This window comes from Lutibacter agarilyticus (assembly GCF_900188235.1).
GTDB lineage: Bacteria > Bacteroidota > Bacteroidia > Flavobacteriales > Flavobacteriaceae > Lutibacter > Lutibacter agarilyticus.
Genome location: NZ_FZNT01000012.1, coordinates 53,372 through 79,841 on the forward strand (window position 1 = coordinate 53,372; position 26,470 = coordinate 79,841).

Genomic DNA, 26,470 nt, shown 5'->3' on the forward strand with positions numbered 1-26,470 from the left:
ATTTCTTATGCTGTTAATTCTTCAACCATTGGTTCTTCAGTTTCTAAACGTTTTAATGCACGTTTGTATTCAATAGGCATTACTTTTACAAAGTTACCTAAACTGTTATCCCAATCTTTTAATAATTCTTTACCTCTGTTACTGTTTGTGTATAATACGTGTTTTTCAATAAGAGCTTTTAACTCAGCAGCTTCATCTTTTTCTATTTGCTCAAATTCAATAGTTTCTGTATTACATAATCCGTTTGTGAATTTATCTTTCGGATCATAAACATAAGCTATTCCTCCACTCATACCTGCAGCAAAGTTTCTTCCTGTACCACCAAGCACAATAACTTTACCACCAGTCATATATTCACAACAATGATCTCCAACACCTTCAACAACCGAAATTGCTCCAGAGTTTCTTACTGCAAAACGTTCACCTGCTATACCGTTAATATATGCTTCACCTTTTACAGCTCCAAATAAACAAACGTTACCAATTATAATATTGTCTTCAGCAATAAAGGTTGCTTTAGCTGGTTTTTTAACAATTAGTTTAGCTCCAGATAATCCTTTACCTAAATAATCATTAGTATTTCCTTCAACAGTAAATGTTAATCCTGGTGCTCCAAATGCTCCAAAACTTTGTCCTGCAGATCCTGTAAAGTTTATATTTAAAGTGTCTTCAGGAAGTCCTAAGTGGCCATATATTTTAGAAATTTCGTTACTTGTAATAGCTCCTGTAGAACGATCAATATTACAAATAGGATACTCTAAAGTTGTTTTTTCTTTTCTGTAGATTGCTCTATGCGAATCATTCAAAATTTGAAAATCTATCACATTGTCTATGTCATGATCTTGTTTTTCTGTATTTTTTAAAGGCATTTCGCTGTAACCTGCTGGTCTATGTAAAATAGATGATAAATCTAATCCTTTAGCCTTGTAATGTTTGATTGCTTTGTTTGAATCAATTTTTTGAGTTTGACCAACCATTTCAGCCATAGAACGGAAACCTAATTGCGCCATAATTCCTCTTAATTCTTCAGCAACATAGTAGAAGAAGTTAATTACATGTTCAGGAGTTCCTTTAAAGTTTTTACGTAAGGATTTATCTTGAGTTGCAATACCAACTGGACAAGTATTTAAATGACATTTACGCATCATAATGCAACCAGAAGCTACTAAAGGAGCGGTTGCAAAACCAAACTCTTCAGCACCTAATAAGGCTGCAATTGCAACATCACGACCCGTTTTTAATTGTCCGTCACATTCAACAACAATTCTACTTCTTAAGTTGTTTAACACCAATGTTTGTTGTGCTTCAGCTAAACCAAGTTCCCAAGGTAAACCAGCATGTTTTAATGATGTTAGTGGAGATGCTCCTGTTCCACCATCGTAACCAGAAATTAGTACAACATCAGCTTTTGCTTTAGAAACACCAGCTGCAATAGTACCAACACCAACTTCAGAAACTAATTTTACGTTGATACGTGCTTCTCTGTTGGCATTTTTTAAATCGAAAATTAGCTGTGCTAAATCTTCAATAGAATAAATATCGTGATGTGGAGGAGGAGAAATTAATCCAACAAAAGGTGTTGAATTTCTAGCTTCTGCAATCCAAGGTAATACCTTTTCACCAGGTAGCTGACCACCTTCACCAGGCTTAGCACCTTGTGCCATTTTAATTTGAATTTCTTCAGCATTGGTTAAATAATGTGAAGTTACTCCAAAACGACCAGAAGCTACTTGCTTTATAGCTGAGTTTCTGCTGTCTCCGTTAATATCCTTTTGAAAACGTTTTCTATCTTCACCGCCTTCACCAGAGTTACTTTTACCACCAATACGATTCATTGCAATGGCTAAGTTTTCGTGGGCTTCTCTTGAAATAGATCCGTAAGACATAGCTCCAGTTTTGAATCGTTTTACAATTTCAGTCCAAGGTTCAACCTCTTCAATAGGAATAGGGTCAAAATTATTAAACTCAAACAAACCTCTAATTGTCATTAAACGTTCAGATTGTTCGTTCACAGTTTTAGCATAAACATCGTAACTAGCTTGGTCGCTTAACCTTACAGCTTGTTGCAATTTTGCTACTGTAGTTGGGTTAAACATATGTTTTTCACCACCACGTCTCCAACGGTAATGTCCACCAATATTTAAACCTAACCTGTTTTTAATTAAAGTTTTAGGGTAAGCGTAATTGTATCTTGCTGAAATTTCTTTTTCAATTTCGTATAAACCAACACCTTCAATTCTAGAAGCTGTATAAGGGAAATATTTTTCAACAAATTTAGAGTTGAAACCAACAATTTCGAAAATTTGAGAACCTCTGTATGAATGTAGTGTAGAGATTCCAATTTTATTCATAATTTTTAATAAACCAGTACCAATAGCTTTGTTGAAATTGTCAACTGCTTTTTGTTCATCCATTCCTGTAATAAATCCTTCTTTTACTTGTAAACGAATAATTTCATTTACCATATAAGGATTAATTGCACTTGCACCATAACCAAATAATGTTGCAAATTGGTGTGGTTCGCGAGGTTCAGCCGATTCTATTACAATATCAAAATAAGAACGCTTGCGAAGTCTATTCATTTCGTGATTTACATAAGAACAGGCTAGTAAAGCAGGTATTGGTGCCATTTCTTCATTTGCACCTCTATCAGATAGAATAATAATGTTATTTCTTTTGTCAACGGCTTTTGAAACTTGTGTTATAATATTTTCTAGCGCATCTTCTAAACCATTAACACCTTGTTCTTTTTTATAAAGCATTTGAATGGTAATAGCTTTAAAATCTCTACCAATTTTAATGTTTCTAATTTTTTCTAAATCGTTGTTAGAAATAACTGGATTTTGAATTCTTAGTTTTTTACATTGTCTTTGAGAAATACTAAATATATTGCGGTCTTTACCTAAAGCAAGACTAATATCAGTAACAATTTCTTCTCTAATACCGTCTAAGGGAGGGTTTGTTACTTGTGCAAATAATTGCTTAAAGTAGTTAGATATTAATTGAGGACGATCTGATAAAACAGCTAAAGGCGTATCAATACCCATAGATCCTAAAGCTTCTTTTCCATTTTGAGCCATAGGTGTTATTACCTCTTGAATATCTTCAATTGTATAGTTGTATAAACGAGAACGCGTTCTAATGTCTAGAGTTTCAATTGGACAATCTTCGTTTGTGTTTTCTACATCTTTTAAATGTATTCTTGTTTCGTCTAACCAAGCTTTGTAAGGTCTTTCGTTAACAATTTTATTTTTTATTTCTTCGTCATTAATAATTCTACCTTTATTCATATCAACCAAGAACATTTTTCCTGGTTCTAATCTACCGTGTCTTTCAACATCCTCTGGATCAATATCTACCACTCCAATTTCAGAAGACATAATTAGTTTTCCACTTTTTGTTACGGTATATCTTGAAGGTCTCAATCCGTTACGGTCTAATAATGCACCAATATAATCACCATCAGTAAAAGGAACTGATGCTGGCCCATCCCAAGCTTCCATTAAACAAGCGTTGTACTCGTAAAATGCTTTACGCTCAGGAGACATAGTTTTGTGCTTTTCCCAAGCTTCAGGTATTAACATCATCATTACTTCAGGAAGAGATCTTCCAGTTAACGACAATAATTCTACCACCATATCCATAGATGCTGAATCTGATTTTCCAGGTAATACAATTGGGAATAATTTCTCTATATCATCACCAAATAAATCACTTTTCATGATTTCTTCACGAATACGCATTCTGCTTACGTTACCTCTCAGTGTATTTATTTCACCATTTTGACACATGTATCTAAATGGCTGCGCTAGTTCCCAAGAAGGCATAGTGTTTGTTGAAAAACGTTGGTGTACCAATGCTAGTCTGGTAACTAGATCTGGCTGTTGTAAATCAATAAAATACGGTCCAATATCTTCAGGCATTATAATACCTTTATATATTAAGGTAGTATTTGATAAACTTGAAACGTAAAAATAAGATGCTTCAGACATTTTAGAACCTGCAATTGTATGTTCTGTTATTTTACGAGCAGCATATAATTTAGCCTTAAAGTTTAATTCTTTTTTTATACGTCCTTTACCAATAAAAACTTGTTCAATTGTAGGTTCTGAATCTAAAGCAATTTGACCTAGTTGAGAAGAATCTACAGGAACGGTTCTCCATCCTAATATTTTTAAACCTTGATTTTTTATTTCTTTTTCGAATTCTTCTTTACAGAAGCGGTATTGGTTTACGTTTTTAGGAAAAAATACCATACCAACAGCATAATCTCTTTGAGCAGGTAATTCAAAATCACATACCCTTAAAAAATATTCATGCGGAATATCAATTAAAAGACCTGCACCATCACCAGTTTTTCCATCAGAACTAACACCACCACGATGTTCTAACTTTACTAAAATTTCTAAAGCATCATGTATAATTTGGTTAGTTTTCTGTCCTTTTAAGTTGCAAATGAAACCTGCTCCACAGTTTTCATGCTCAAATTCTGGCAAGTATAATCCTTGTTTTATCATATGGAAGTTTAATTATTATAGAATAGCCACAAAAATAGGTAAAATAATATTTATTGTGCTATGCAGTTACGAAAACGTTGTAATTATATTAAAAAAGTTTTAAAGGTATTGAAAATAATTAAATCGTAAAAAAAAGTACGTTTTTCATTATATATGTTAAACCAAAAAAGGTCAATTAAAAAAGATATTTCCATAAAATTCTTATAGAAACAATAGCAATTAGTATTGCGGTGGCTTTTTTTAGCTTAATTGGAGCGATTAGTTTAATACTAATTCGCGTTCCAATTTGCCCGCCAATAAGCACTGTAAACATTAAAATAATTGTGATTGTAGGTTCTATGTAAAAGTTCGGATTTAGGTATTGTCCAAATAATCCGCCAATAGAATTAATCAAAATGAAAAAACTTGAGGTTGCTGCTATTTTTTTTGGGGTATCCCAATTTGTTAAATGAAGTAAAGGTGCTAAAAAAATACCTCCACCTATACCTACCATACCTGAAATAAACCCAATAATTCCACCGTAAGAAGTATCTTTAATAATGGATTTTTTTAGATTAGTTTCTTTACTTCTTTGTTGAATGTAGCCAGATGTCCACATTAGTGTTGCGGCTGTCATTAATGTTAATCCTAATAAAATAAAAAAGAAGGTTTGTGTTATTTTTAAATAGCCTCCTAAAAATGCCAAAGGCAAACTGGTAATTGCTAAAGGAATGATTTTTTTCCAGTCGAACAATTTATTTTTCGCAAAAATAAAGGTGCTTCCAGAAACAACAACAATATTACAAAGCAAAGCAATTGTTCTAATTTGAGTAAAAGCTAAGGAGGTAAGTGCTAAAACAGCAATGTAGCTTGACCCTCCACCAAATCCTACGGAAGAATACAAAACAGCGATTATAAAAAAAAGCGTAATTATTTCCCAATTGCTAATTAGGGTGTCTGCTAAAAATTGAAATATTGGCATAAAAAAATATTGGGTTGAGCAAATATAATAATATTATTTACTTGAAAGATAGTGTCCTATTTGAATAGTAATTCACAGGGTGAATGGTGTCTAAGTCAAAATTTTAATTTGGTTTTTTATGCTAAATTAGTATATTTATGCAAAATTAAGATATATGACCGTAGAATTTTGTCCTAATTGTGGTTCAACTGAGTATGTTAAGAGTGGTATTGTTCGTGAAAGACAGCGCTACAAGTGTAAAAAATGTAATTACTATTTTACCGTAAACAAGATAGGGAAACAAATAGATTCATACTATGTGAATAAAGCTTTACAGTTGTATTTAGAAGGGTTAAGTTACCGAGAAATTGAACGGATACTAGGAATTTCACATGTAAGTATTATTAATTGGGTTAAAAAGTACAATATTAAGCGTCCGTATAGCTTTGAGTACCATTCTACATATAAAATATTAAATGCAAAAGAGCTAGCAAGCTACTTTTCTGAAAATAAAAATTTAATAGGAGCAGGTGTAATTGTTACAGAATTAGGTGATAAGTTTATGCTTATTCGTTGGGAGCGGTTCAAAGATTAACTATACAAGTTAGCAAAAATATATATACATTTTTATTTCTTTTCTTTTTCTTATCATATTGTGAAGGTTAAAAAATCAGTTTTGTAATCAAAACGTTTAATCAATTAACCTAACAATATAATATTATGAAAAAAAACAAATTACTGTTTTTCAGTATTTTTTTATTATCAATTCAATTATCGTTTTCTCAGGGGTCTCCAGATTACAATGGAGGATTTAAAATTAAGTTTAATGATGATGGTAGTAAGTACTTAAGAATTCTGTCTTGGGGACAATTTCAAGCAACTTATAATAACAATGTGCCCGATAATACAAGTAATTTAGGCTTTAATGTAAGAAGAGCACGTGTGCTTATGTTTTCTCAAATTACAAAAAAGTTTTTATTGTTAACCCATTTTGGACTGAATAGCTTAAGTAGTTCTTCATTACATCCGGTAGGAAAAGGTGATGGAGCGCAATTATTTATGCATGATGTATGGGGGCAATGGAGTTTAACCGATGAACATGCTGTAGGAGCAGGACTTCATTATTGGAATGGAATTTCAAGATTAAACAATCAGAGTACTTTAAACTTATTAACTTTAGATAATAACCGTCAGTCTTGGGCTACAATTGGTTTGTCTGATCAGTTTGCGCGTCACGTTGGTATATATTTTAAAGGAAAGTTCGGGAAGTTTAAATACCAAGTTGCTATTAATGATGCCATAACAAATGGTTTAGATGCTCGTACACCTGAAAATGGTGGAGCAGCTGTTTATGGAGGTAAAAGAATTTTAGGTTCTAAAGATGCTGGTTTTGCTTATGCTGGGTATTTTGAGTACAATATTTTAGATAGTGAGTCAAATTTCCTTCCTTATAAAGTAGGTACTTATTTAGGAGGTAAGAAAGTATTTAATATAGGCGCAGGTTTTTTCGCACACCCTAGCGGTTCAGTTAGAGCAACGCAAACAGGTGTGTTAAAAGGTGAGAATATTTCAATTTTTGCTGTTGATGCTTTTTACGATGCACCTATAAAGGACAATGGTAGCGCAATTACCGCGTATGCAACTTTTCAATCAAATAATTATGGAGAAGATTTTAGGTTTAGTGCATACGGAACAGGAAATATGTTTTATGCACATGTTGGATATGTAGTTCCAGGCGATTTAAAGAAAGCCAGATTTCAACCTTATTTATCTTACGGAAACAATAGTTATGATGCAGTAAGTGACAATAGAAATGTTTTTGGTATTGGAGGAAACCTTTATTTAAGTGGCCATAATTCAAAATTAACATTAGAATATAAAAATGAAAAGTTTGAAGGCGATGCAGCGGGGACCGTTACACTGCAAGCCATGATATACCTATAATAATTAAATTTTAAACTAAACTATAAACTAAACATTATGTCAAAAGAAAGCATGAAAGCATATTGGAAAGAAAACCTAGGATATTTAGCAATTTTGCTAAGTATCTGGTTTTTGGTTTCCTATGTGTTTGGAATTTTATTAGTAGATCAATTAAATGAAATAAAACTAGGTGGTTTTAAACTTGGTTTTTGGTTTGCGCAACAAGGGTCAATGTATGTATTTGTAATCTTAATATTTGTCTATGTAAAAATGATGAATAAACTAGATAAAAAATACGGAGTAGACGAATAATTAACTAAACTAAAAACTAACTAAAATCATGGGAATATTAACATGGACATGGATACTTGTCGGAATTACATTTGCACTATATATAGGAATTGCAATTTGGGCTAGAGCAGGATCTTCAAAAGAATTTTACGTAGCTGGTGGGGGAGTTCCTCCAATTATGAATGGTATGGCTACGGCAGCTGACTGGATGTCGGCAGCATCATTCATTTCATTAGCAGGAATTGTATCTTTTACAGGGTATGATGGATCTGTTTATTTAATGGGTTGGACCGGTGGTTACGTGCTATTGGCATTATTATTAGCACCTTATTTAAGGAAGTTTGGAAAATTTACAGTGCCAGATTTTATAGGAGACCGTTATTATTCAAACACAGCCCGTATTGTTGCGGTTATCGCAGCATTAATTGTTTCGTTTACGTATGTAGCCGGGCAAATGAGAGGTGTTGGAATTGTATTTTCGCGTTATTTAGAAGTGGATATTGATACAGGTGTTTATATAGGTATGGCAATTGTATTATTTTATGCTGTTTTAGGTGGAATGAAAGGGATTACTTACACACAGGTTGCACAATATTGTGTGTTGATTTTTGCCTTCATGGTACCTGCAATTTTCATATCATTTCAAATGACAGGAAATCCAATTCCGCAATTAGGTTTTGGAGGATCTGCTGAAGATGGAATTTATTTGTTAGATAAGCTTGATGGTTTATCTAGAGAACTTGGTTTTCATGAATATACTTCAGGAAGTAAAGATATGATTGATGTATTTGCAATAACCGTGGCCTTAATGGTTGGTACAGCAGGTTTACCTCACGTAATTGTACGTTTCTTTACAGTGCCTAAAGTAAAAGATGCACGTGTATCTGCAGGTTGGGCGTTATTATTTATTGCTATTTTATATACTACTGTACCGGCAGTAGCAGTTTTTGCAAGAATTAAACTAATTGAAACCGTAAGTAATGCAGAATATGCAGAATTACCAGAATGGTTTGGAAATTGGGAAAAAACAGGATTGTTAAAATTTGATGATAAAAACGGTGATGGAGTTGTACAATATGTTGCCGATAAATCTGCTAACGAATTAACAATTGATCGTGATATTATGGTATTGGCAAATCCTGAAATTGCACAATTACCAAATTGGGTAATTGCCTTAGTTGGAGCAGGTGGTTTAGCCGCCGCACTATCTACTGCCGCAGGATTATTATTGGTAATTGCATCCTCCATATCGCATGATTTATTCAAAAAAATCATAAAACCAGATATTTCTGAAAAAGGTGAATTATTAGCCGCTCGTTTTAGTGCATTTGTAGCAGTTTGTATTGCAGGTTATTTTGGAATCAATCCGCCGGGATTTGTCGCCGCCGTGGTCGCCTTGGCTTTTGGTTTGGCAGCAGCATCATTTTTCCCAGCAATTTTATTAGGAATTTTTGATAAGCGAATGAATAAAGAAGGTGCAATTACAGGAATGATTGTTGGACTTTCGTTAATGGTTTTTTATATGTTGAAATTCAAATTTGGAATTTTTGACGGTGGAAAAGCTGCAATAGCAGACTTAAAACCGGATTGGTGGTTTGGAATTTCCCCAGAAGGTTTTGGAACAGTAGCAATGCTAGTGAATTTTGTAGTGTCGTTAGTCGTGTCAAGAATGACAGCTGCACCACCTCAAAATGTTCAAGATTTAGTTGAGCACATAAGAATTCCTTCGGGAGCTGGAGAAGCAAGTGATCATTAGTTAATAGCATAATAAACGGCACTATATTATAAGTATAGTGCTGTTTTATTGTATTTATAATAAAAACGAAATTCATCACATTGAAAAAAAGACATCAACAAAAATTAATTGTAATTTCAGTATTATTATTGTGTTTGTTTAACATTCCATTAATTTTATTGTTTAATAGCAGTATTTCTATTTTAGGATTTCCTGTTATTTATTTTTACATATTTGTTGTTTGGATTGTGAGTATTGTAGTTTCTTATATCATTTTAAATAAATTTTATGAGTAGCTTTTTAGTCATATTTGTAATCATTATTTATTTGGCTGTCATATTTTATGTGGCCTTTTGGGCTGAAAAAAACTCAAAAAGTAAATGGGTAAATAATCCTTATGTATACACATTATCCTTAGCGGTGTATTGTACCGCGTGGACTTACTACGGAAGTGTTGGTTTGGCGGCAACATCAGGGTTGAAGTTTTTAACCATTTATTTAGGGCCTGTTATTATTATTCCTGCTTGGATAATTTTAATGCGAAAAATTATTAAAATTTCAAAAGCCAATAAAATTTCTTCGTTGGCCGATTTTATTTCATTGCGTTATGGTAACAATCGGTTTTTAGGAGCATTAGTAACCATTGTATGTGTACTGGCAATTGTACCTTATATTGCATTACAGTTAAAAGCAATTTCTGAAACATTTAATGTAATTACAAAGCATAACATTATTGCAAATACCGTAATTAATGATACCACTTTTTATATTGCAATTTTACTAGCAGTTTTTGCTGCTTTTTTTGGAACACAACACACTGATGCTTCTGAACGTCATAAAGGAATTATTACAGCAGTAGCTTTAGAATCTGTAGTTAAACTGGTGTTTTTTTTAGTAATTGGGGTGTATGTAACCTTTTATTTATTTAACGGACCTAGTGATATTTTTGAGCAGGCTTCAATTTTACCTAATTTTAATAAACAACAAACTATAAACGGATTAGAAGGTGGTTTTAATTGGTTCTTTTTAATTATGTTATCTATGATAGCTATTGTATTATTACCTAGGCAATTTCAAGTAGCAGTTGTTGAAAATGATAGAGAAAAATATTTAAAAAAAGTAACTTGGCTGTTTCCATTGTATTTATTATTATTCAATGTTTTTGTGATTTTTATAGCTTGGGGTGGAAATATTATCTTTGAAAATCAACAAGTAGATGCCGATTTATTTACCTTAATGTTACCCTTAAGTCAAGGTCATGAAATTTTAGCTTTAATTGTTTTTTTAGGAGGGTTTTCAGCAGCTATCTCTATGGTTGTTATTTCAACATTAGCCTTATCAACTATGTTAAGTAATAACTTAATTATACCTTATGGATTTTTAACAAAATACAGCAAAGGAGAATCTAGTGAGAATACCGAATCCATTAAAAATATTCGTCGTATTGCTATTTTTTCTTTGATAATTGTAGCTTATTTTTTCTATAGAAGTTTTACATTAAATCGTTCATTAGTTTCCATAGGGTTAATTTCCTTCGTCATAATTGCACAATTAGCACCCGCTTTTTTTGGTGGTTTAATTTGGAGAAGAGCTTCTTCAAGAGGTGCTATTTTAGGTGTTTTAATTGGTTTTTTAATTACCGTTTATACCTTAATTATTCCATTTACAATAGACTCTCAATTACTATCAACATCGTTTGTAAATGAAGGTATCTTCGGAATTGAATTTTTAAAACCTTATGAGTTGTTTGGATTGCAATTGTTTGAACCTGTGCCACACGCATTTTTTTGGAGTTTGTTTTTTAACATTTTTGTGTATGTAATTACTTCAGTAAGTTTTGTAGGAAATTACAGAGAACGAAATTTTGCTGAAATGTTTGTAGATAGTACTAAATACGGTGAATTGAATGAAGAGGCTTATGTGTGGAAAGGCGAGGCTTATGTGCGCGATATTAAAGAAGTTTTAACACGTTTTTTAGGTGAAAAACGAACCGAAAGAGCACTGAATTTATTTTACATAAAAAATGGAATTAACAAGCAAACTCCTTATGCTGATGCTCGTTTGGTAAGCTTTTCTGAAAAATTATTAACCGGAAGTATAGGAAGTGCTTCTTCAAGAATTTTAATTGCTTCGGTAGTAAAAGAAGAGGAAATAAGTTTACGTGAAGTGTTGAATATTTTAGACGAAACCCAAAAAGCAAAAGCTTCAAATAAGGAATTAAAAGAGCGCGATAAGCAAAAGGATGAATTTTTAGACACTGTGGCTCATGAATTAAAAACACCAATTACTTCAATAAGAGCTCTTTCAGAAATTTTATTAGATGATGATGAAATAGCGATTGATACTAAAAAGCAGTTTTTAACAAGTATTTTAAGCGAAAGCCAAAGAGTTAGTAGGTTGATTAATAATATTTTAGATATTGAAAAACTTGCCAGTGGTAAAAACGTATTAGATCTAAAGAAAAATTCAATAAAAAACACTATTAATAAATCTGTAGCTGTTGTTAAACAAATAGCTATAAATAAAGGAATTCATTTAAATACACAAGCAGTTTCTGATGTGGAAATTATATATGATGAAGATAGAATTCAACAAGTACTTATAAATTTATTGTCGAATGCTATTAAATTTTCAAATGAAGAAATTGGCGAAGTTGCGCTAAAAACCTACATCAACAATCATAAAGTTGAAGTGTCTGTTGAAGATAGTGGAAAAGGAATTGAACTAAACGATTTGTTATCCATTTTTGATAAGTTTTATCAATCTAAAAATCAAACAATTTTAAAGCCAGTGGGTAGTGGTTTAGGATTGGCTATTAGCAAACAAATTATTGAAAGTCATAACGGTAAAATATGGGCCGAAAATAGAAAACCTCATGGAGCAAAAGTAACTTTTATATTACCATTTAAATTACAATAACATGAAAAAAATATTAATAGTTGATGATGAGCCTAACATTGTAATGTCGTTAGAATACATTTTTAAGAAAGAAAACTTTGAAGTGTTTATAGCTCGTGATGGTGCTGAGGCCATTGATATTGTGGATAATGATATTCCAGATATTATTATTTTAGATATTATGATGCCTAATGTTGATGGTTTCCAGGTGTTGAAGTATTTAAAAAGAAGTGAAGTTTTAAGTAAAATCAAAGTGATTTTTCTATCCGCTAAAAATAAAACTTCAGATATAGAATTAGGATTGAAATTAGGAGCAGATAAATATGTTTCGAAACCTTTTTCAACCAAAAAACTAGTAAAAGAAGTACATCTTCTTTTAAATAAATAATGAATTTTAATCCAATGAGAATTGGATTTTGTAACCAAACTAAAACTTTAATTATGAGCTATCAAAAACATTATGATCAAAGCATTAAAAATCCAGAACAATTTTGGAAAGAACAAGCCAGTAATATAGACTGGTACAAACAACCTAATTCAATTTTATCGAAAGATGAAAATGGATTTGATCGTTGGTTTGCAGATGGAGAATTAAACGTTTGTTATTTGGCTGTTGATAAACATGTAGAAGATGGATTTGGAGATCAAACAGCCATTATTTACGATTCACCAGTAACACAACGTAAAGTAACCTATACTTTTAGTCAGGTTAAAAGTGAAGTTGAACGCTTAGCGGGTGGACTACGAGATTTAGGGGTTAAAAAAGGCGATACGGTAATTATTTATATGCCTATGATTCCACACGCGGCATTTAGTATGCTGGCTTGTGCAAGAATTGGTGCAATACATTCTGTAGTTTTTGGTGGTTTTGCACCGCATGAATTGGCTATTAGAATTGATGATTGTAAACCTAAAGTTATAATTACAGCTACAGCGGGTATGGAAGTTGATAGATTGATAGCCTATAAACCTTTGGTAGATGAAGCTATAAAAAAAGCTTCTCATAAACCTGATAAAGTAGTTGTTTTTCAACGTAGGTTAGGTGCTTTAATGACCAAAACACACCGTTTTGTTGGGTATAGAGAATTGGTCGATAAATCTGAACCTGCGGCTTGTGTTCCTTTAAAAGCAACCGATCCACTGTATATTTTATATACTTCAGGTACTACAGGTAAACCAAAAGGTATTTTACGCGATAGTGGAGGTTATGCAACAGCCTTAAAATACTCTATGAAAAACGTATATGGAGTAGATGAAGGTGATGTATATTGGGCAGCATCTGATGTTGGTTGGGTTGTAGGGCATAGTTATATTGTTTACGGACCGCTTTTAAATAGAAATACGACTGTTATTTTTGAAGGAAAACCGATTAAAACTCCTGATGCAAGTACATTTTGGAGAATGATTAGTGAGTACAAGGTAAAAGTAATGTTTACGGCGCCAACTGCAATTAGAGCCATTAAAAAAGAAGATCCAGATGGTGAATTAATGAAGCAGTTCGATTTAAGTTGTTTAAAATATCAATTTTTAGCAGGTGAGCGTTGCGATGTTGCTACTTTAAAATGGTTAGAAGAAAAACTTAATATTCCTGTAATTGATCATTGGTGGCAAACAGAATCTGGTTGGCCAATGATTTCAAATATGATGGGCATTGAAGCTTTACCTGTGAAACCAGGTTCCGCCGGAAAAGCAGTAAGTGGTTACAATGTTGCCATTTTAAATGCTGAAGGCGAAGAAGTTGGTGCTAATGAAGAAGGTTTTGTTGCGGTGAAATTGCCATTACCTCCAGGTTCATTATTAAATGTTTGGGGAAATACTGATCGTTTTGTTGAAGGGTATTTAAAAAAATTTCCAGGATATTATTTCTCAGGTGATGGTGGATATAAAGATGAAGATGATTATGTATACATTACTGGTCGTGTTGATGATGTAATTAATGTTGCCGGTCATAGATTGTCTACTGCCGAAATGGAAGAAATTGTTTCTTCAAATTCTTCAGTGGCTGAATGTGCTGTTTTCGGAATTGAAAATCAATTAAAAGGGCAGGTACCTTTGGCATTGGTGGTTTTAAAATCGGGCGACTATGTTTCTAGTTTTGAATTAGAGTATAAAATTGTTCAAGAAGTACGTAAACAAATTGGAGCAGTTGCTGCTTTACGAAAAGTGTTATTGGTAAAGCGCTTGCCTAAAACACGTTCTGGAAAAATTCTTCGAAAATTATTAAGAAATATTGCTGATGGGGTTGAATACACAATTCCTTCAACAATAGATGATCCAGAAATTATTACTGAAATTACACATGAATTCAAACTACATAAAATTGGTGTTTTTGAACATGCAACTGAAGAAGAAAAACAAACTTTAGACGATTTAAAAGTTGATTCGTTTATTAAATATTACAAATCGTACCAACACAGTGTGAACGATCCTGAAGGGTTTTGGGCGCAAATTGCTGAAACATTTACCTGGCGTAAAAAATGGGATAAAGTGGTTGAGTTTGATTGGGAAACACCAAAATTTGAATGGTTTAAAGGGGCGAAATTAAATATTACAGAGAACTGTTTAGATCGTCATTTAGACCAGCGTGGTAATGATATGGCGATTATTTGGGAGCCTAATGATCCAAATGAAGCAAACAGAACTTTTACTTATAAAGAATTACATTCAGAAGTAAGTAGGTTTGCAAATGTATTGAAGAACAACAATGTCCAAAAAGGAGATCGTGTTTGTGTGTATATGCCAATGGTTCCTGAATTGGCGATTGCTGTATTAGCTTGTGCTAGAGTTGGAGCGGTACATTCTGTTGTGTTTGCAGGGTTTTCAGCCGTAGCACTTTCAACAAGAATTAACGATGCTGAATGTAAAGTTTTATTAACTTCAGACGGAGTATTTAGAGGAACTAAAGCTGTTGATTTCAAAACTATAGTTGATGAAGCTTTAGAAACGTGTCCAACAATAGAAACGTCTATTGTATTAAACAGGGTTAATGGAGATATTAATATGAAACCTGGTCGTGATATTTGGTGGCATGATGAGTTGGTGAAAGTAGATGATATTTGTCCTGCGGAAGAAATGGATGCAGAAGACATGTTGTTTATTTTATACACATCAGGTTCTACAGGGAAGCCAAAAGGAATGGTACATACGTGTGCTGGTTATATGATTCATACCACCTATAGTTTTAAAAATGTTTTTCAATATCAACATGGAGATGTGTATTTCTGTACTGCTGATATTGGTTGGATTACAGGACATTCTTACATTGTTTACGGACCTTTAGCAGCAGGCGCTACAACGCTTATGTTTGAAGGAATTCCTTCGTATCCAGATTACGGTCGTTTTTGGGATATTGTTGAAAAACACCAAGTAAATCAGTTTTATACAGCGCCAACTGCTATAAGAGCATTGGCAGCACAACCAAACGAATTGATAGAGAAGCACGATTTAAGTTCTATAAAAGTTTTAGGAACTGTAGGTGAGCCAATTAATGAAGAAGCTTGGCACTGGTATGATGAAAAAATCGGGAAACAAAAATCTCCAATTGTTGATACGTGGTGGCAAACTGAAACAGGTGGAATTATGATTTCGCCAATGGCAGGTGTAACACCAACAAAACCAACATTTGCAACACGTCCTTTACCAGGAATTCAACCTTGCTTGGTAGATGAGAAAGGTGAAGTATTAGGAACCAATCCTGCGGAAGGAAGATTGTGTATTGAATATCCTTGGCCTTCAATGGCAAGAACTATTTACGGAGATCATAAACGTTATAAAGAAACCTATTTTACGGCATTTCCAGGGAAATATTTTACTGGAGATGGATCGTTTAGAGATTTAGAAGGAAATTATAGAATTACAGGGAGAGTAGATGATGTGGTAATTGTTTCGGGGCATAATTTAGGAACTGCACCTATTGAAAATATTATAAACGAGCATAGTAATGTAGTAGAGTCTGCAATTGTTGGTTATCCGCATGATATTAAAGGAAATGCATTATATGCCTATGTAATTGTATATGAAAAACCAGGAAATGAAGATTACCTGCGTACTGAAATCAACGATTTAATAGCACGTACCATTGGACCTATTGCAAAATTAGATAAAATTCAGTTTGTACCAGGTTTGCCAAAAACACGTTCTGGGAAAATTATGCGTAGAATTTTGAGGAAGATTGCTGAAAACGAAACATCTAATTTAGGTGATATTTCAACATTATTAAATCCTGAAGTAGTTGCTGCTATTATGGAAGGATCTTTGGTTAAATAATTTTTTTAAATTTTAAGCCCCATTTGCTGTAAATCAAATGGGGCTTTTTTTAGGTAATCACTACATATAAGATAATGTTATCTTAATATCTTTATTTAGAATTAATTTAAATTAAGTTTTTTGGTAAAAAAAAAGATAAATAATATACGAAAACGTTTTAGATATTTTACATTTGTAACAATAGTTACTAATAAAAAATATGTCAATAAAAAGTTATATTATTCATTGTGAGCAAGATAAGAAGGGTTCTTTGTTTTCAGAACTTCAGAAATTATCAAATTGTGAAGTAATTCCAGCTCAAAATCATGAAGTAATTATTGTAGTTACAGACACCGATTCTGATGAATCAGATAATCAATTATATAATCAACTATTAGAAATGAAAGGTTTGAAACACATGTCATTGGTTTCAGGCTTTGACCCTAAATAAAAAACAAACTATGGTACAAAATGGTATAGATCGTAGGTCTTTCGTTAAAAAAATGGCAGCTGCTGCAGCAATGACCGCTGCTGCTGCAATGTTTCCTGGGATTATTTTTGCCTCTGAGCAGTTAGAAAATTTACCTAATGGAGGAGATTTAGATTGGAAAAAAGGACCTTGCCGCTTTTGTGGTGTTGGTTGTGGAATTTTAGTAGGAATTGATAAAGGAAAAGCTGTAGCTGTAAAAGGAGATCCAAATAGTGCCGTTAATAAAGGTTTACTTTGTGTAAAAGGTTATCATCAAACAATGTGTATTCAATCTAAAGATAGATTGACACATGCTTTGGTGAAAAAAAATGGAACCTACGTTCAAACTCCAATTAATGAAGCTCTAGATATTGTTGCGAATAAAATGAAGCAAACAATTGAGGCCCATGGAAAAGATGCTGTGGCCATGTATACCTCAGGTCAATCAACAATTCCTGAAGGTTATGTTGCTTCAAAATTAATGAAAGGAGCTATTGGAACCAATAATTTAGATTGCAATGCACGTTTGTGTATGGCAAGTGCTGTAACAGGTTTTTTAACAACTTTTGGAGCAGATGAGCCAATGGGGTGTTATGAAGACATTGATTATGCAGATTATTTTATAACATGGGGAAATAATATGGCAGAAATGCATCCTGTATTGTTTTCAAGAATGTTAGAACAAAAAAATAAAAGAGGTGCTAAAATTATTGACTTTGCTACCAGAACAACGCGTTCTAGTATGGCATCAGATAAATCGATATTGTTTGAACCTCAAACAGACTTAGCGGTAGCAAATGCAATATGTTACGAAATTATAAATAACGGTTGGGTAAATAAATCATTCGTAGAGAAACATTGTAATTTCAGTAAAGGGCTCACAAATATTGGTTATGGAACTGAAGATAAATTTAATTTTAATGATCAACCAGCAGGAATTAATTTTGAAGAATATAAAAAATTCTTAGAAGATTACACTCCTGAAATTGTAGCGAAATATTCTAAAGTTTCAGTAATGGACATTAAATATTTAGCAAATATATATGGTAACCCAAATAATAGAGTGGTTTCTTATTGGTGTATGGGAATGAACCAACACACACGTGGTACTTGGATGAATAATTTAGTGTATAATATTCATTTACTTACAGGGAAAATTTCTCAACCAGGAAACGGACCATTTTCATTAACTGGTCAGCCTTCAGCCTGTGGAACAGCACGTGAAGTGGGAACTTTTACACATAAGTTGCCAAAAGGGGTTGTTATGAATCCTAAAAATAGAGAACTGGCTGCAAAAATCTGGAAAGTACCGGTAGAAAATATCCCTTCAAAACCTACCTATCACGCAACTGAAATGTTTAGAGCAGTGGATCGTGGTGACATTAAATTTATATGGACACAAGTTACAAATCCGTTAGTTTCATTACCAAAAACGAGTCGTTACCGCCCAGGGATGGAGAAAGATTCTTGTTTTGTTGTGGTTTCTGATGTGTTTCCAACACCAACTTCAGATGTAGCCGATGTTATTTTACCAGCAAGCTGGCATATAGAGAAAAGTGGTTTGTATGGTAATTCAGAAAGAAGAACTCAGCATTGGAATAAAATGGTTGATGGGCCAGGAGAAACTATGGATGATGCTTGGATGACTATTGAAGTTGCCAAACGTATGGGATATGGAGAGTTATTTCCATATTCAAAAGAAAATCATGTGGATGAAATTTATAATGAATATAGACAGTTTCACGAAGGAGAAAAACACGGAATGGCTCCTTTGGAAGTGTTGAAAAAAGAATCAGGTGTTATTTGGCCGTATGTAAATGGGAAATCTACTCAGTGGAGATTTAATGCAAAATACGATCCTGCGTGTGATAATGGTGAAGATTTTCATTTTTATGGAAAACCAGATGGAAGAGCAGTTATTTGGCAACGCCCTTTTGAACCAGCAGCAGAATCTCCAGATGAAGAATATGCCTTTTGGTTAAATACGGGCCGTGTTATTGAACATTGGCATACAGGGTCTATGACTAGACGAATTCCTGTGTTGCACAAAGCAATGCCTAATGCTTATGTTGAATTACATCCTGAAGATGCTATAAAATTGGGGATTAATAATAGGGACATGGTTAAAGTAACTTCAAGAAGAGGTTCTTGTACATTGCCAGCATCTATAAATGAAAGAGGTTTACCAACAAAAGGTCAGGTATTTGTGCCCTTTTTTGATGAAGATTTATTAATTAATGATGTAACTCTTGATGCTTTTTGTCCGATATCAAAAGAACCAGACTATAAAAAATGTGCGGTTAAAATTGAAAAAGTCTAATAAAGCAATTCTTTAATTATGAAACGAGCATGCTAAAAAGTTTGTCACTCAACAAAATGACAAATAGCGAACAGCATGTGACCGTTAAAAAAAATAATTTAGACACATGAAACGATTATATTTTATAGGAATTTTCGCTTTGCTTTTAATAGCTACCATTTTTACATGGTCTAAAAGTTATTATGCAGAACAAGAAGAAGCATACGTAATACTACCAACAGAAAGTGGATCAACTTTTATTCCGTCAGAAAAAGGAGTGTTTGAACGGTCAAAATTTGCCAATGATTATGAGGCAATGGATGCTCATTTTAAAGGAGGTAGAAGTTTAGATACCTATTACAATAATAGAGCATTTCACGGAGCTCCTCCAAGTATTCCACATCCAGTGGTGAATGATTTCAAAGTTGGAGATAAAAGCTGTTTAAAATGTCATGAAAATGGTGGTTATGTTAAAAAATACAACGCATATACGCCAGTTGTACCACATCCAGAAAAAGTAAATTGTCGACAATGTCACGTGGTAGAAAATACAAACGGGTTATTTAAACCTGTAAAATCAGGTAGTTTTCCAAAACCAGCAATTGGTAATGCAGCATTTGAAGGTGGTCCTCCAATTATTCCTCATCAAATACAAATGCACGAGAATTGTTTAGCCTGTCATGCTGGACCTTCAGCTCCTGTTGAAATTAGAGTTACGCATCCAGAACGATCAAATTGTAGGCAATGTCACGTTTTGAACAATCAAGAAATGACCGATATAGGTAATTTTATAAGAAAAAAATGAAGCAGATGACAACAAAATTAATACTAAGATTAATGGCTATATGCTTATTTGTAGTGTCTTGTAAACATGAAGAAAAGCATAAATATCATACTGTTGTAGATAAAATTGTAGCTGAAACTATTGAATCTGAAAATACGACTTTAACTTCTGAAATATATAATGAAGGTATTAAAACAGTGACGGTTAATGAAGATGGTTATGATTTTTTAATTCCAGAAAGGAAAAGTCAGATAGCATCCTATAATTGTACTGAATGCCATACGGAGCCAATTGAAAATTTAAAACAACATCAGTTGGATGAAAAGGCGGCGCATTGGAATATTAAACTAGTACATGCAAGTGCCGAAACAATGAACTGTGCAACTTGTCATACTTCAAGCGATATGGATAATTTGCATAGTTTAACAAATAGTACCATCGATTTTAATTACAGTTATAAAGTATGTAGTCAATGTCATCAACAAGAATTTAAAGACTGGAAAGGTGGCGCACATGGAAAACAATTGGGAGGATGGGCACCACCACGATTGTCTAAAACTTGTGTAAATTGTCACAATCCTCACCAACCAGCTTTTGAAAAAAGATGGCCAGTTCGTTTTAATACCCAAAAAGTTAAAGAACGTAAATAAGATAAACAATGAGCAACGAAAATAAAAAATGGTTTTCATTAAACTTAAATAGATCTAAAAAAACAGATTCTTGCGGTTGTGGAAATAACTCAGGTTCATGTAGCGATCAAAAGGAAAAAGATGGATACGACCAAATTATGGATGTGCCCATGGATAGAAGAGCTGCATTTAAAAAAATAACTGCAGGTTTTTTAATTGGAGCCGGAGCTGTGAATTCTTCTTGTAGTGTAATTTCGGGTGATGAAAGTAAAGAAAAGGCAAACATTGAGTGGGAAGAATACTTTAAAGGGAATTATAAATTAATGACCAATGAAGAAAAAGATAAAACTGTAGATAGACTTACACGTTCTTACGAATTACGCACGGGTAAAAATTTAAGTATGTCTTCTAAAGATGCTGAAGAAGATGTGTTGTTTGGGTATGCTTTTAATATTTCGAAGTGTCAAGGTTATATGGATTGTGTGAATGCATGTGTGGAAGAAAACAATCAAGATAGAGCTACTGAAATGCAATACATTCGTATTCACGAAATGGATGAGGGAAAAGGATTCAATTTTGAAGAGTCTGATGATAATTATTACCACGAAGTTCCTGCAGATGGTCATTTTTATATGGGAACACAGTGTTTTCATTGCGATAACCCTCCTTGTGTTGAAGTTTGTCCAGTTCAAGCGACTTGGAAAGAGAAAGATGGTATTGTAGTAATAGATTACGATTGGTGTATTGGTTGCCGTTATTGTATGGCTGCTTGTCCTTATGATGGTAGACGTTTTAATTGGAAAACTCCAGAAGTCCCAGAGAAAGAAGTGAATAAAAAACAACATTATTTAGGAAATAGGTTGCGGAAAAAAGGAGTTATGGAAAAATGTACGTTCTGTATTCAACGTTCTCGTGAAGGTCAAAATCCTGCTTGTGTTGAGGCTTGTCCAACAGGATCCAGAACTTTTGGTAATTTATTAGATCCTAAAAGTAATATTAGATGGATTTTAGATAATAAAAAAGTATTTAGATTGAAAGAAGATTTAGGTACAGAACCTAAGTTTTGGTATTATATGGATTAAAAAGAAACAAACTAATTTAATTGATTTTAGTTAAATAAGTGCGTTAGGGATTGAGCGACCTGTTTGAGCTCTTTTTATTGATAAATAAAAAAGCGAGTAGCAAAAGCCCGACCTTTTAAGAATTAAAAGGAAACGCCCAAATAAAAATAAAAATGAAGACATTAAAAGTTTTTAGAAGTTTAGTTAAAGATGCCATGTTAGAGGTAACTCACGGTAACAGGGCATATCATATTTGGATGGCAGTTTTATCTTTTATAATGCTATTTGGAATGTACAATTATAGCATTCAATTAGATGAAGGTTTGAGTGCTACTGGTATGACAGACCGTGTAAGTTGGGGATTGTATATTTCTAATTTCACCTTTTTAGTTGGGGTTGCAGCAGCAGCTGTAATGCTAGTGTTACCTGCTTATGTATTGAAAAATGTAGATTTTAAACAGGCTGTTTTAATAGGTGAAGGTTTAGCTGTTGCAGCATTACTTATGTGTTTAGCGTTTGTTGTAGCTGATATGGGAGGCCCTGCTCGTTTATGGCATATGATACCAGGAATTGGAGTATTTAATTTTCCAAACTCTATGTTAGCTTGGGATGTTATTGTGTTAAACGGGTATTTATTTATAAATATTACTATACCATTGTATATTTTAATGATGCGTTACCAAGGTAAAACACCAAACCCAAAAGTTTACATTCCAGGAGTGTTTTTATCTGTTTTTTGGGCCGTAGGAATTCATATGGTTACAGCATTTTTATATCAAGGTTTACAAGCACGTCCGTTTTGGAATAATGCATTGTTGGGACCTCGATTTTTAGCTTCAGCTTTTGCTGCAGGTCCGGCATTAATAATTATTGTTTTAGCTATTATTAGAAAATTCACATCGTTTAAAGTGCCCGATACTACTATTAAAAAAATTAGTATGATTGTTACTGTGGCAGCACAAATTAATTTAATCATGTTAATTTCTGAATTGTTTAAAGAATTTTATGCACCAACGCATCATAGTATAAGTGCCGTATATTTATTCTTTGGTTTGAATGGAAAAACAGCATTGTTACCTTGGATTTGGACCTCTATAAGTTTGAATGTGATTGCTACAATTGCCTTAACATTTCATAAAATAAGAAACAATTTGAAAATTCTATATGTTTTATGTGGAATGCTATTTGTTGCTATTTGGATTGAAAAAGGTTTTGGATTGATAGTTCCAGGTTTTATTCCTGGTCCTTGGGGGAAAATAGCAGAATACACACCTACATTTGTTGAAATTTCTGTGACTTTAGGAATTTGGGCAATGGGCGCATTTATATTTACCATTTTAGCTAAAACAGGAATCGCTGTTGAATTAGGTCAGAGAGTTTATAAAAAGAAATAATAAAAGTAAAACCAAACTTTTGAAAGCTGTTCTTCATTTTTGAGAGCAGCTTTTTTTTTGGCTAAACCTTCGTCATTCTGAATTTATTTCAGAATCTCATCATACTGATAACTAATCATTATGAGAACCTGAAATAAATTCAGGTTGACGATAAATTAAACTTTTCAAACAGTCTCTTTTTACATTAACCCTTTGTTGCTTGAAGTTCTAAATAAATCGGAAAAATGAACGGTACGTTGAATTTTAAGTTTCGAAATGATTTTCAAAAATAACAATGCGGTAATATATGCATCACCTGAGGCTGTGTGACGATCGTGCATTGGAATGAGAAACTCTTTACACAAAACATCAAGGTTGAAGTGATTGTCTTTTTTACCGTCTAGTTTTTTATAAAGAATTCCAGTATCAATACTTTTATTTTTCAATTTTGGTAAACTCATTCTTTTTAAAGCAATGTTGATCATTTCAATATCAAAAGCGGCGTGATGCGCAACAAGAACACTATTTCCAACATAATTAATGAATTGTTCAATGGCTTTTTCTTCGGAAATTTTTTCAATGTTTCCTCCTTTTAAAATTCCATGTATTTCAACGGTTTCGGCATTAAATGCTTGTTGAATTAAATAGCGTTCAAAAGTGTCAGAAATATGAATTTCATTTTCAAAAATACTTATTGAACCAATTGATAAAATACGATCGGTAGTGGTGTTTAAACCAGTAGTTTCTGTATCAAAAACTACAAAACGTGTTGCTTCAATAGTTTTTGGCTGTTTTGTTTTGAATTTTTTGAGATAGTTTTTCCAAAACTCAGGATGTGTATTTTTTTTAAACCAGTTGAACATTCTTTGTTTTTAAGTTCTTTTAAAGATATTAAACATTTCAAAAGATTACTTCAAAAAAAGAAACTTTAATTGTTTTCTACTTTTAGAATCTATCAAAATAAATGCAATATTAGTTATAAAATGACTTGTTAAAACCGCAATAACGGCTCCCATAATTTCATAAGTAGGTATTAGAATTAATGAAAGTATAAAGTTAGAAATGCATCCTAAAATAAACCGATACACATTTTTTTCAATATGATTGGTTAAGATGAGGTGTTTTTCAAAAATCATTCCTATAAAAATAAAAAGTGGCGCCAACTAAATAGTTTTAATTCGTTATTAATTTTTAAAAAACTTTTATCAAAAAACTGGGTTAAAATTGTAAGGCTAAACAGATTGTAGAAAACAGCGATAAAAACACCTAAAGCAAGCATATAAATAATGAGTACACTTATTTTTTTGTAATATACTCTAAGATTTTTAGTGTACGATTCTGCCAAAGAAGGGAACAAGGCATTTATAATTGAAAAGCCAATACTCCAGGTTAAGGTTATAATTAAAAAATAGATGGTTGCGTAAAATCCGTAGAATGCATCACCGTGATAATATTTTAGAATAAAATCATCCGTAACAATATAGATAAGTATTAAAAAATTAGATAATAGTAAAGGAAAGGAATTCTTTAATAAATAGGTTGCCATAGGCTTTGAAAATACCAGCTCATTAAAATTAAAGATGTTTTTAATTTTTACAATGCTTATATAAGTGCAGCTTTGTATTAAAAAATCTAAAATAAGGAGGAATGCAAAATATTGAATTCCAAATTCATTTTTAACTCCATAATATTGAAGTATTAGAATCACTAATAAGCTTATAGTTTTGCTAATAAAAACATATTTGGTTTGTTTTATGGCTTGAAAATAATATTCGAAAACATCAAATACCCGAACAAAGTAGCTTATACAAATTAACAGGTATAATACAAATAAATTAGTGTCTATAAAAAAATAGACGTACGTTAAAATGATCACTATGGTAAATAACCAACTAGCAGTTCTTAAGTATAAGGCAGTTGCTAATATAAATTTTGTTCGTTTTGGATAAAAAATTAATTCACGAATGCAAATTGCAGAAAGGCCTAAAAATAAAAGAGGTGTAAAAAAGCTAATAAATGTTTCAGCAAATTTTAGTTTACCAATATTAATAATACCAAGTGAATTAAATATTTTAGGTATTATAATAATGGCAACTAATAAGCTAGTTAGTTTTTCGGCTATAAACCATTTGGTATTTAAAAAATCTTGTTTGCTAAAGAGTTTGGCCATATTTTTGTTTAAGACGTAAAACTATTAAACTTTTTTTGTAATCTTGCTTGAAAACTGATTGAATGACTGCAGAATTCTTTAGAAGATACTATATTCTTAAAATTGTTTCTAATCCAAAATACTTTGGAATAGATACAGATGCGTATGTTTCTAAAATTGATCTTCAAAATATGCTGTCTAAAAAGTATGGAGAGTTTAATGAAAGTTCTTTTTTAAATAAGCTAAAGCATACAAGCGAAAAAACGATAAAAAGAGATCTTGATTATATTAAAGTTAATTTTGGGGTTGAAATTCAATTAAAAAGAAATTACGGATATTACATAAAAGAAGGGAAGCTTTTTCAGGAAATGGAAAATGTGTTTTACAGAGTAGAACATTTATTAATTACCAGAAAAGCAGCAGAAAGCAATTCCTATATAACACCTGAAAAATCTACTTTAAATACTACAATTGATTTGTTAAGTTTGATAAATGCAATTGAGCATCAGATGCTTATTTACATTTCTTATAAAGGATGGTTTGAAGATAATAAGTTTGAAGAAATAGAAAAGAAAAGATATCAACCATTACATATTAAAGAAAAGAACAAAGCTTGGTATTTGATTGCGTATGCAATTGAAGAAAAAGAAATACAAACCTTTTGCTTAGATGAGCGATTGGCTGAACTTCAAATTTTTAATAAAAAAGTAGCGCATCCTATTAAATTTAACGAAGAAGACTATTTTAAAAACTCAATTGGAATTTTAAATGAAGGTTTAAAAGCCGAAAAAATTAAAATTAAGGTAGCAAACCATCATTTAAAATACTTGCTAGTAAGACCAATTCATAAAAGTCAAAAATTAATTGCTGAAGCAAAAGAAATGAAATCAACAAAATTGAATTATGAGAATCCTGATATGTGGGGCCAAATAGAGGTTACTTTAGAACCTAATTACGAGTTTGTAATGGAAATGCTTAAATACAATCAATGGGTGAAAATTGTTTCTCCAAAATCGGTGGTTGATTACTTCAAAGAGCATCTTCACTCAATGGTAAAATATTACCAATAATACTTATTTATAATAATTCTAATTACTTAAACGGACTTTGTTTGTCTGTTTGAGGAGGGTATGTTTGTTTTATAAAAATAGACTATG

At 32.4% G+C, this 26,470-nt stretch carries 18 protein-coding genes; 14 read left to right on the forward strand and 4 right to left on the reverse strand.

The window, feature by feature from the left end:
• Positions 1-5 precede the first annotated feature (5 nt).
• Positions 6-4,517, reverse strand: coding sequence for a glutamate synthase large subunit (gltB, locus tag CHB67_RS16340; RefSeq protein WP_089382879.1), 4,512 nt, complete (start codon positions 4,515-4,517; stop codon positions 6-8).
• Between the two features lie 175 nt (positions 4,518-4,692).
• Positions 4,693-5,478, reverse strand: coding sequence for a sulfite exporter TauE/SafE family protein (locus CHB67_RS16345; protein ID WP_089382880.1), 786 nt, complete (start codon positions 5,476-5,478; stop codon positions 4,693-4,695).
• 154 nt (positions 5,479-5,632) lie between these two features.
• On the opposite strand from CHB67_RS16345, the gene CHB67_RS16350 reads away from it, so the two are divergent.
• The 13 genes from CHB67_RS16350 to dsrP all read left to right on the forward strand — a co-directional run bounded on the left by CHB67_RS16350 (position 5,633) and on the right by dsrP (position 23,185).
• Positions 5,633-6,052, forward strand: a complete 420-nt coding sequence (locus CHB67_RS16350; protein ID WP_089382881.1) for an IS1/IS1595 family N-terminal zinc-binding domain-containing protein — start codon at positions 5,633-5,635, stop codon at positions 6,050-6,052.
• A gap of 125 nt (positions 6,053-6,177) precedes the next feature.
• Positions 6,178-7,401, forward strand: coding sequence for a hypothetical protein (locus tag CHB67_RS16355; protein ID WP_089382882.1), 1,224 nt, complete (start codon positions 6,178-6,180; stop codon positions 7,399-7,401).
• A gap of 36 nt (positions 7,402-7,437) precedes the next feature.
• Positions 7,438-7,692, forward strand: a complete 255-nt coding sequence (locus CHB67_RS16360; protein WP_089382883.1) for a DUF4212 domain-containing protein — start codon at positions 7,438-7,440, stop codon at positions 7,690-7,692.
• 28 nt (positions 7,693-7,720) lie between these two features.
• Complete coding sequence (locus CHB67_RS16365; RefSeq protein WP_089382884.1) at positions 7,721-9,427, forward strand: sodium:solute symporter family protein; 1,707 nt, start codon at positions 7,721-7,723, stop codon at positions 9,425-9,427.
• Positions 9,428-9,694: 267 nt separating this feature from the next.
• A complete protein-coding gene (locus tag CHB67_RS16375; protein ID WP_089382886.1) occupies positions 9,695-12,325 on the forward strand; it encodes a sensor histidine kinase in 2,631 nt (876 codons plus the stop codon).
• A gap of 1 nt (position 12,326) precedes the next feature.
• Complete coding sequence (locus tag CHB67_RS16380) at positions 12,327-12,692, forward strand: response regulator transcription factor (RefSeq protein ID WP_089382887.1); 366 nt, start codon at positions 12,327-12,329, stop codon at positions 12,690-12,692.
• Positions 12,693-12,706: 14 nt separating this feature from the next.
• Entirely contained in the window at positions 12,707-16,570 is a 3,864-nt protein-coding gene (acs, locus tag CHB67_RS16385) for an acetate--CoA ligase (protein WP_089382903.1), read from the forward strand.
• A gap of 199 nt (positions 16,571-16,769) precedes the next feature.
• Positions 16,770-17,000, forward strand: coding sequence for a chaperone NapD (locus CHB67_RS16390; RefSeq protein ID WP_089382888.1), 231 nt, complete (start codon positions 16,770-16,772; stop codon positions 16,998-17,000).
• 10 nt (positions 17,001-17,010) lie between these two features.
• Positions 17,011-19,338 carry a molybdopterin-dependent oxidoreductase gene (locus CHB67_RS16395; protein WP_089382904.1) on the forward strand — a complete coding sequence of 776 codons (2,328 nt, stop codon included), beginning with the start codon at positions 17,011-17,013 and terminating at the stop codon, positions 19,336-19,338.
• A 106-nt stretch (positions 19,339-19,444) separates the two neighbouring features.
• On the forward strand, positions 19,445-20,122 hold the full coding sequence (locus CHB67_RS16400) for a cytochrome C (RefSeq protein WP_089382889.1): 678 nt from the start codon (positions 19,445-19,447) through the stop codon (positions 20,120-20,122).
• Positions 20,123-20,127: 5 nt separating this feature from the next.
• Positions 20,128-20,751, forward strand: a complete 624-nt coding sequence (locus tag CHB67_RS16405; protein ID WP_089382905.1) for a cytochrome c3 family protein — start codon at positions 20,128-20,130, stop codon at positions 20,749-20,751.
• A gap of 8 nt (positions 20,752-20,759) precedes the next feature.
• A complete protein-coding gene (locus tag CHB67_RS16410) occupies positions 20,760-21,812 on the forward strand; it encodes a 4Fe-4S dicluster domain-containing protein (RefSeq protein ID WP_089382890.1) in 1,053 nt (350 codons plus the stop codon).
• A 152-nt stretch (positions 21,813-21,964) separates the two neighbouring features.
• Positions 21,965-23,185: a sulfate reduction electron transfer complex DsrMKJOP subunit DsrP gene (gene dsrP, locus CHB67_RS16415; RefSeq protein WP_089382891.1), complete on the forward strand. Its 1,221-nt coding sequence runs from the start codon at positions 21,965-21,967 to the stop codon at positions 23,183-23,185.
• Between the two features lie 179 nt (positions 23,186-23,364).
• Here the strand turns inward: dsrP and CHB67_RS16420 are convergent, their stop codons facing one another.
• Both CHB67_RS16420 and CHB67_RS16430 read right to left on the reverse strand, forming a co-directional pair.
• The gene (locus tag CHB67_RS16420) at positions 23,365-24,027 is read right to left on the reverse strand and encodes a 3'-5' exonuclease (protein WP_089382892.1); all 663 of its coding nucleotides are present in this window, start codon (positions 24,025-24,027) and stop codon (positions 23,365-23,367) included.
• 275 nt (positions 24,028-24,302) lie between these two features.
• Positions 24,303-25,334 (reverse strand): oligosaccharide flippase family protein, encoded by a 1,032-nt coding sequence (locus CHB67_RS16430; protein WP_089382894.1) that lies wholly within the window; start codon positions 25,332-25,334, stop codon positions 24,303-24,305.
• 62 nt (positions 25,335-25,396) lie between these two features.
• Here CHB67_RS16430 and CHB67_RS16435 point away from each other — a divergent pair, with 62 nt between their 5' ends.
• Complete coding sequence (locus tag CHB67_RS16435; protein WP_089382895.1) at positions 25,397-26,383, forward strand: helix-turn-helix transcriptional regulator; 987 nt, start codon at positions 25,397-25,399, stop codon at positions 26,381-26,383.
• Positions 26,384-26,470: the final 87 nt, after the last annotated feature.

What these genes read in the sequence shown, in the direction of transcription:
- gltB (WP_089382879.1), bottom strand. Translation starts at nt 4,517, where the DNA reads ATGATAAAACAAGGATTATACTTGCCAGAATTTGAGCATGAAAACTGT.
- CHB67_RS16345 (WP_089382880.1), bottom strand. Translation starts at nt 5,478, where the DNA reads ATGCCAATATTTCAATTTTTAGCAGACACCCTAATTAGCAATTGGGAA.
- CHB67_RS16350 (WP_089382881.1), top strand. Translation starts at nt 5,633, where the DNA reads ATGACCGTAGAATTTTGTCCTAATTGTGGTTCAACTGAGTATGTTAAG.
- CHB67_RS16355 (WP_089382882.1), top strand. Translation starts at nt 6,178, where the DNA reads ATGAAAAAAAACAAATTACTGTTTTTCAGTATTTTTTTATTATCAATT.
- CHB67_RS16360 (WP_089382883.1), top strand. Translation starts at nt 7,438, where the DNA reads ATGTCAAAAGAAAGCATGAAAGCATATTGGAAAGAAAACCTAGGATAT.
- CHB67_RS16365 (WP_089382884.1), top strand. Translation starts at nt 7,721, where the DNA reads ATGGGAATATTAACATGGACATGGATACTTGTCGGAATTACATTTGCA.
- CHB67_RS16375 (WP_089382886.1), top strand. Translation starts at nt 9,695, where the DNA reads ATGAGTAGCTTTTTAGTCATATTTGTAATCATTATTTATTTGGCTGTC.
- CHB67_RS16380 (WP_089382887.1), top strand. Translation starts at nt 12,327, where the DNA reads ATGAAAAAAATATTAATAGTTGATGATGAGCCTAACATTGTAATGTCG.
- acs (WP_089382903.1), top strand. Translation starts at nt 12,707, where the DNA reads ATGAGAATTGGATTTTGTAACCAAACTAAAACTTTAATTATGAGCTAT.
- CHB67_RS16390 (WP_089382888.1), top strand. Translation starts at nt 16,770, where the DNA reads ATGTCAATAAAAAGTTATATTATTCATTGTGAGCAAGATAAGAAGGGT.
- CHB67_RS16395 (WP_089382904.1), top strand. Translation starts at nt 17,011, where the DNA reads ATGGTACAAAATGGTATAGATCGTAGGTCTTTCGTTAAAAAAATGGCA.
- CHB67_RS16400 (WP_089382889.1), top strand. Translation starts at nt 19,445, where the DNA reads ATGAAACGATTATATTTTATAGGAATTTTCGCTTTGCTTTTAATAGCT.
- CHB67_RS16405 (WP_089382905.1), top strand. Translation starts at nt 20,128, where the DNA reads ATGACAACAAAATTAATACTAAGATTAATGGCTATATGCTTATTTGTA.
- CHB67_RS16410 (WP_089382890.1), top strand. Translation starts at nt 20,760, where the DNA reads ATGAGCAACGAAAATAAAAAATGGTTTTCATTAAACTTAAATAGATCT.
- dsrP (WP_089382891.1), top strand. Translation starts at nt 21,965, where the DNA reads ATGAAGACATTAAAAGTTTTTAGAAGTTTAGTTAAAGATGCCATGTTA.
- CHB67_RS16420 (WP_089382892.1), bottom strand. Translation starts at nt 24,027, where the DNA reads ATGTTCAACTGGTTTAAAAAAAATACACATCCTGAGTTTTGGAAAAAC.
- CHB67_RS16430 (WP_089382894.1), bottom strand. Translation starts at nt 25,334, where the DNA reads ATGGCCAAACTCTTTAGCAAACAAGATTTTTTAAATACCAAATGGTTT.
- CHB67_RS16435 (WP_089382895.1), top strand. Translation starts at nt 25,397, where the DNA reads ATGACTGCAGAATTCTTTAGAAGATACTATATTCTTAAAATTGTTTCT.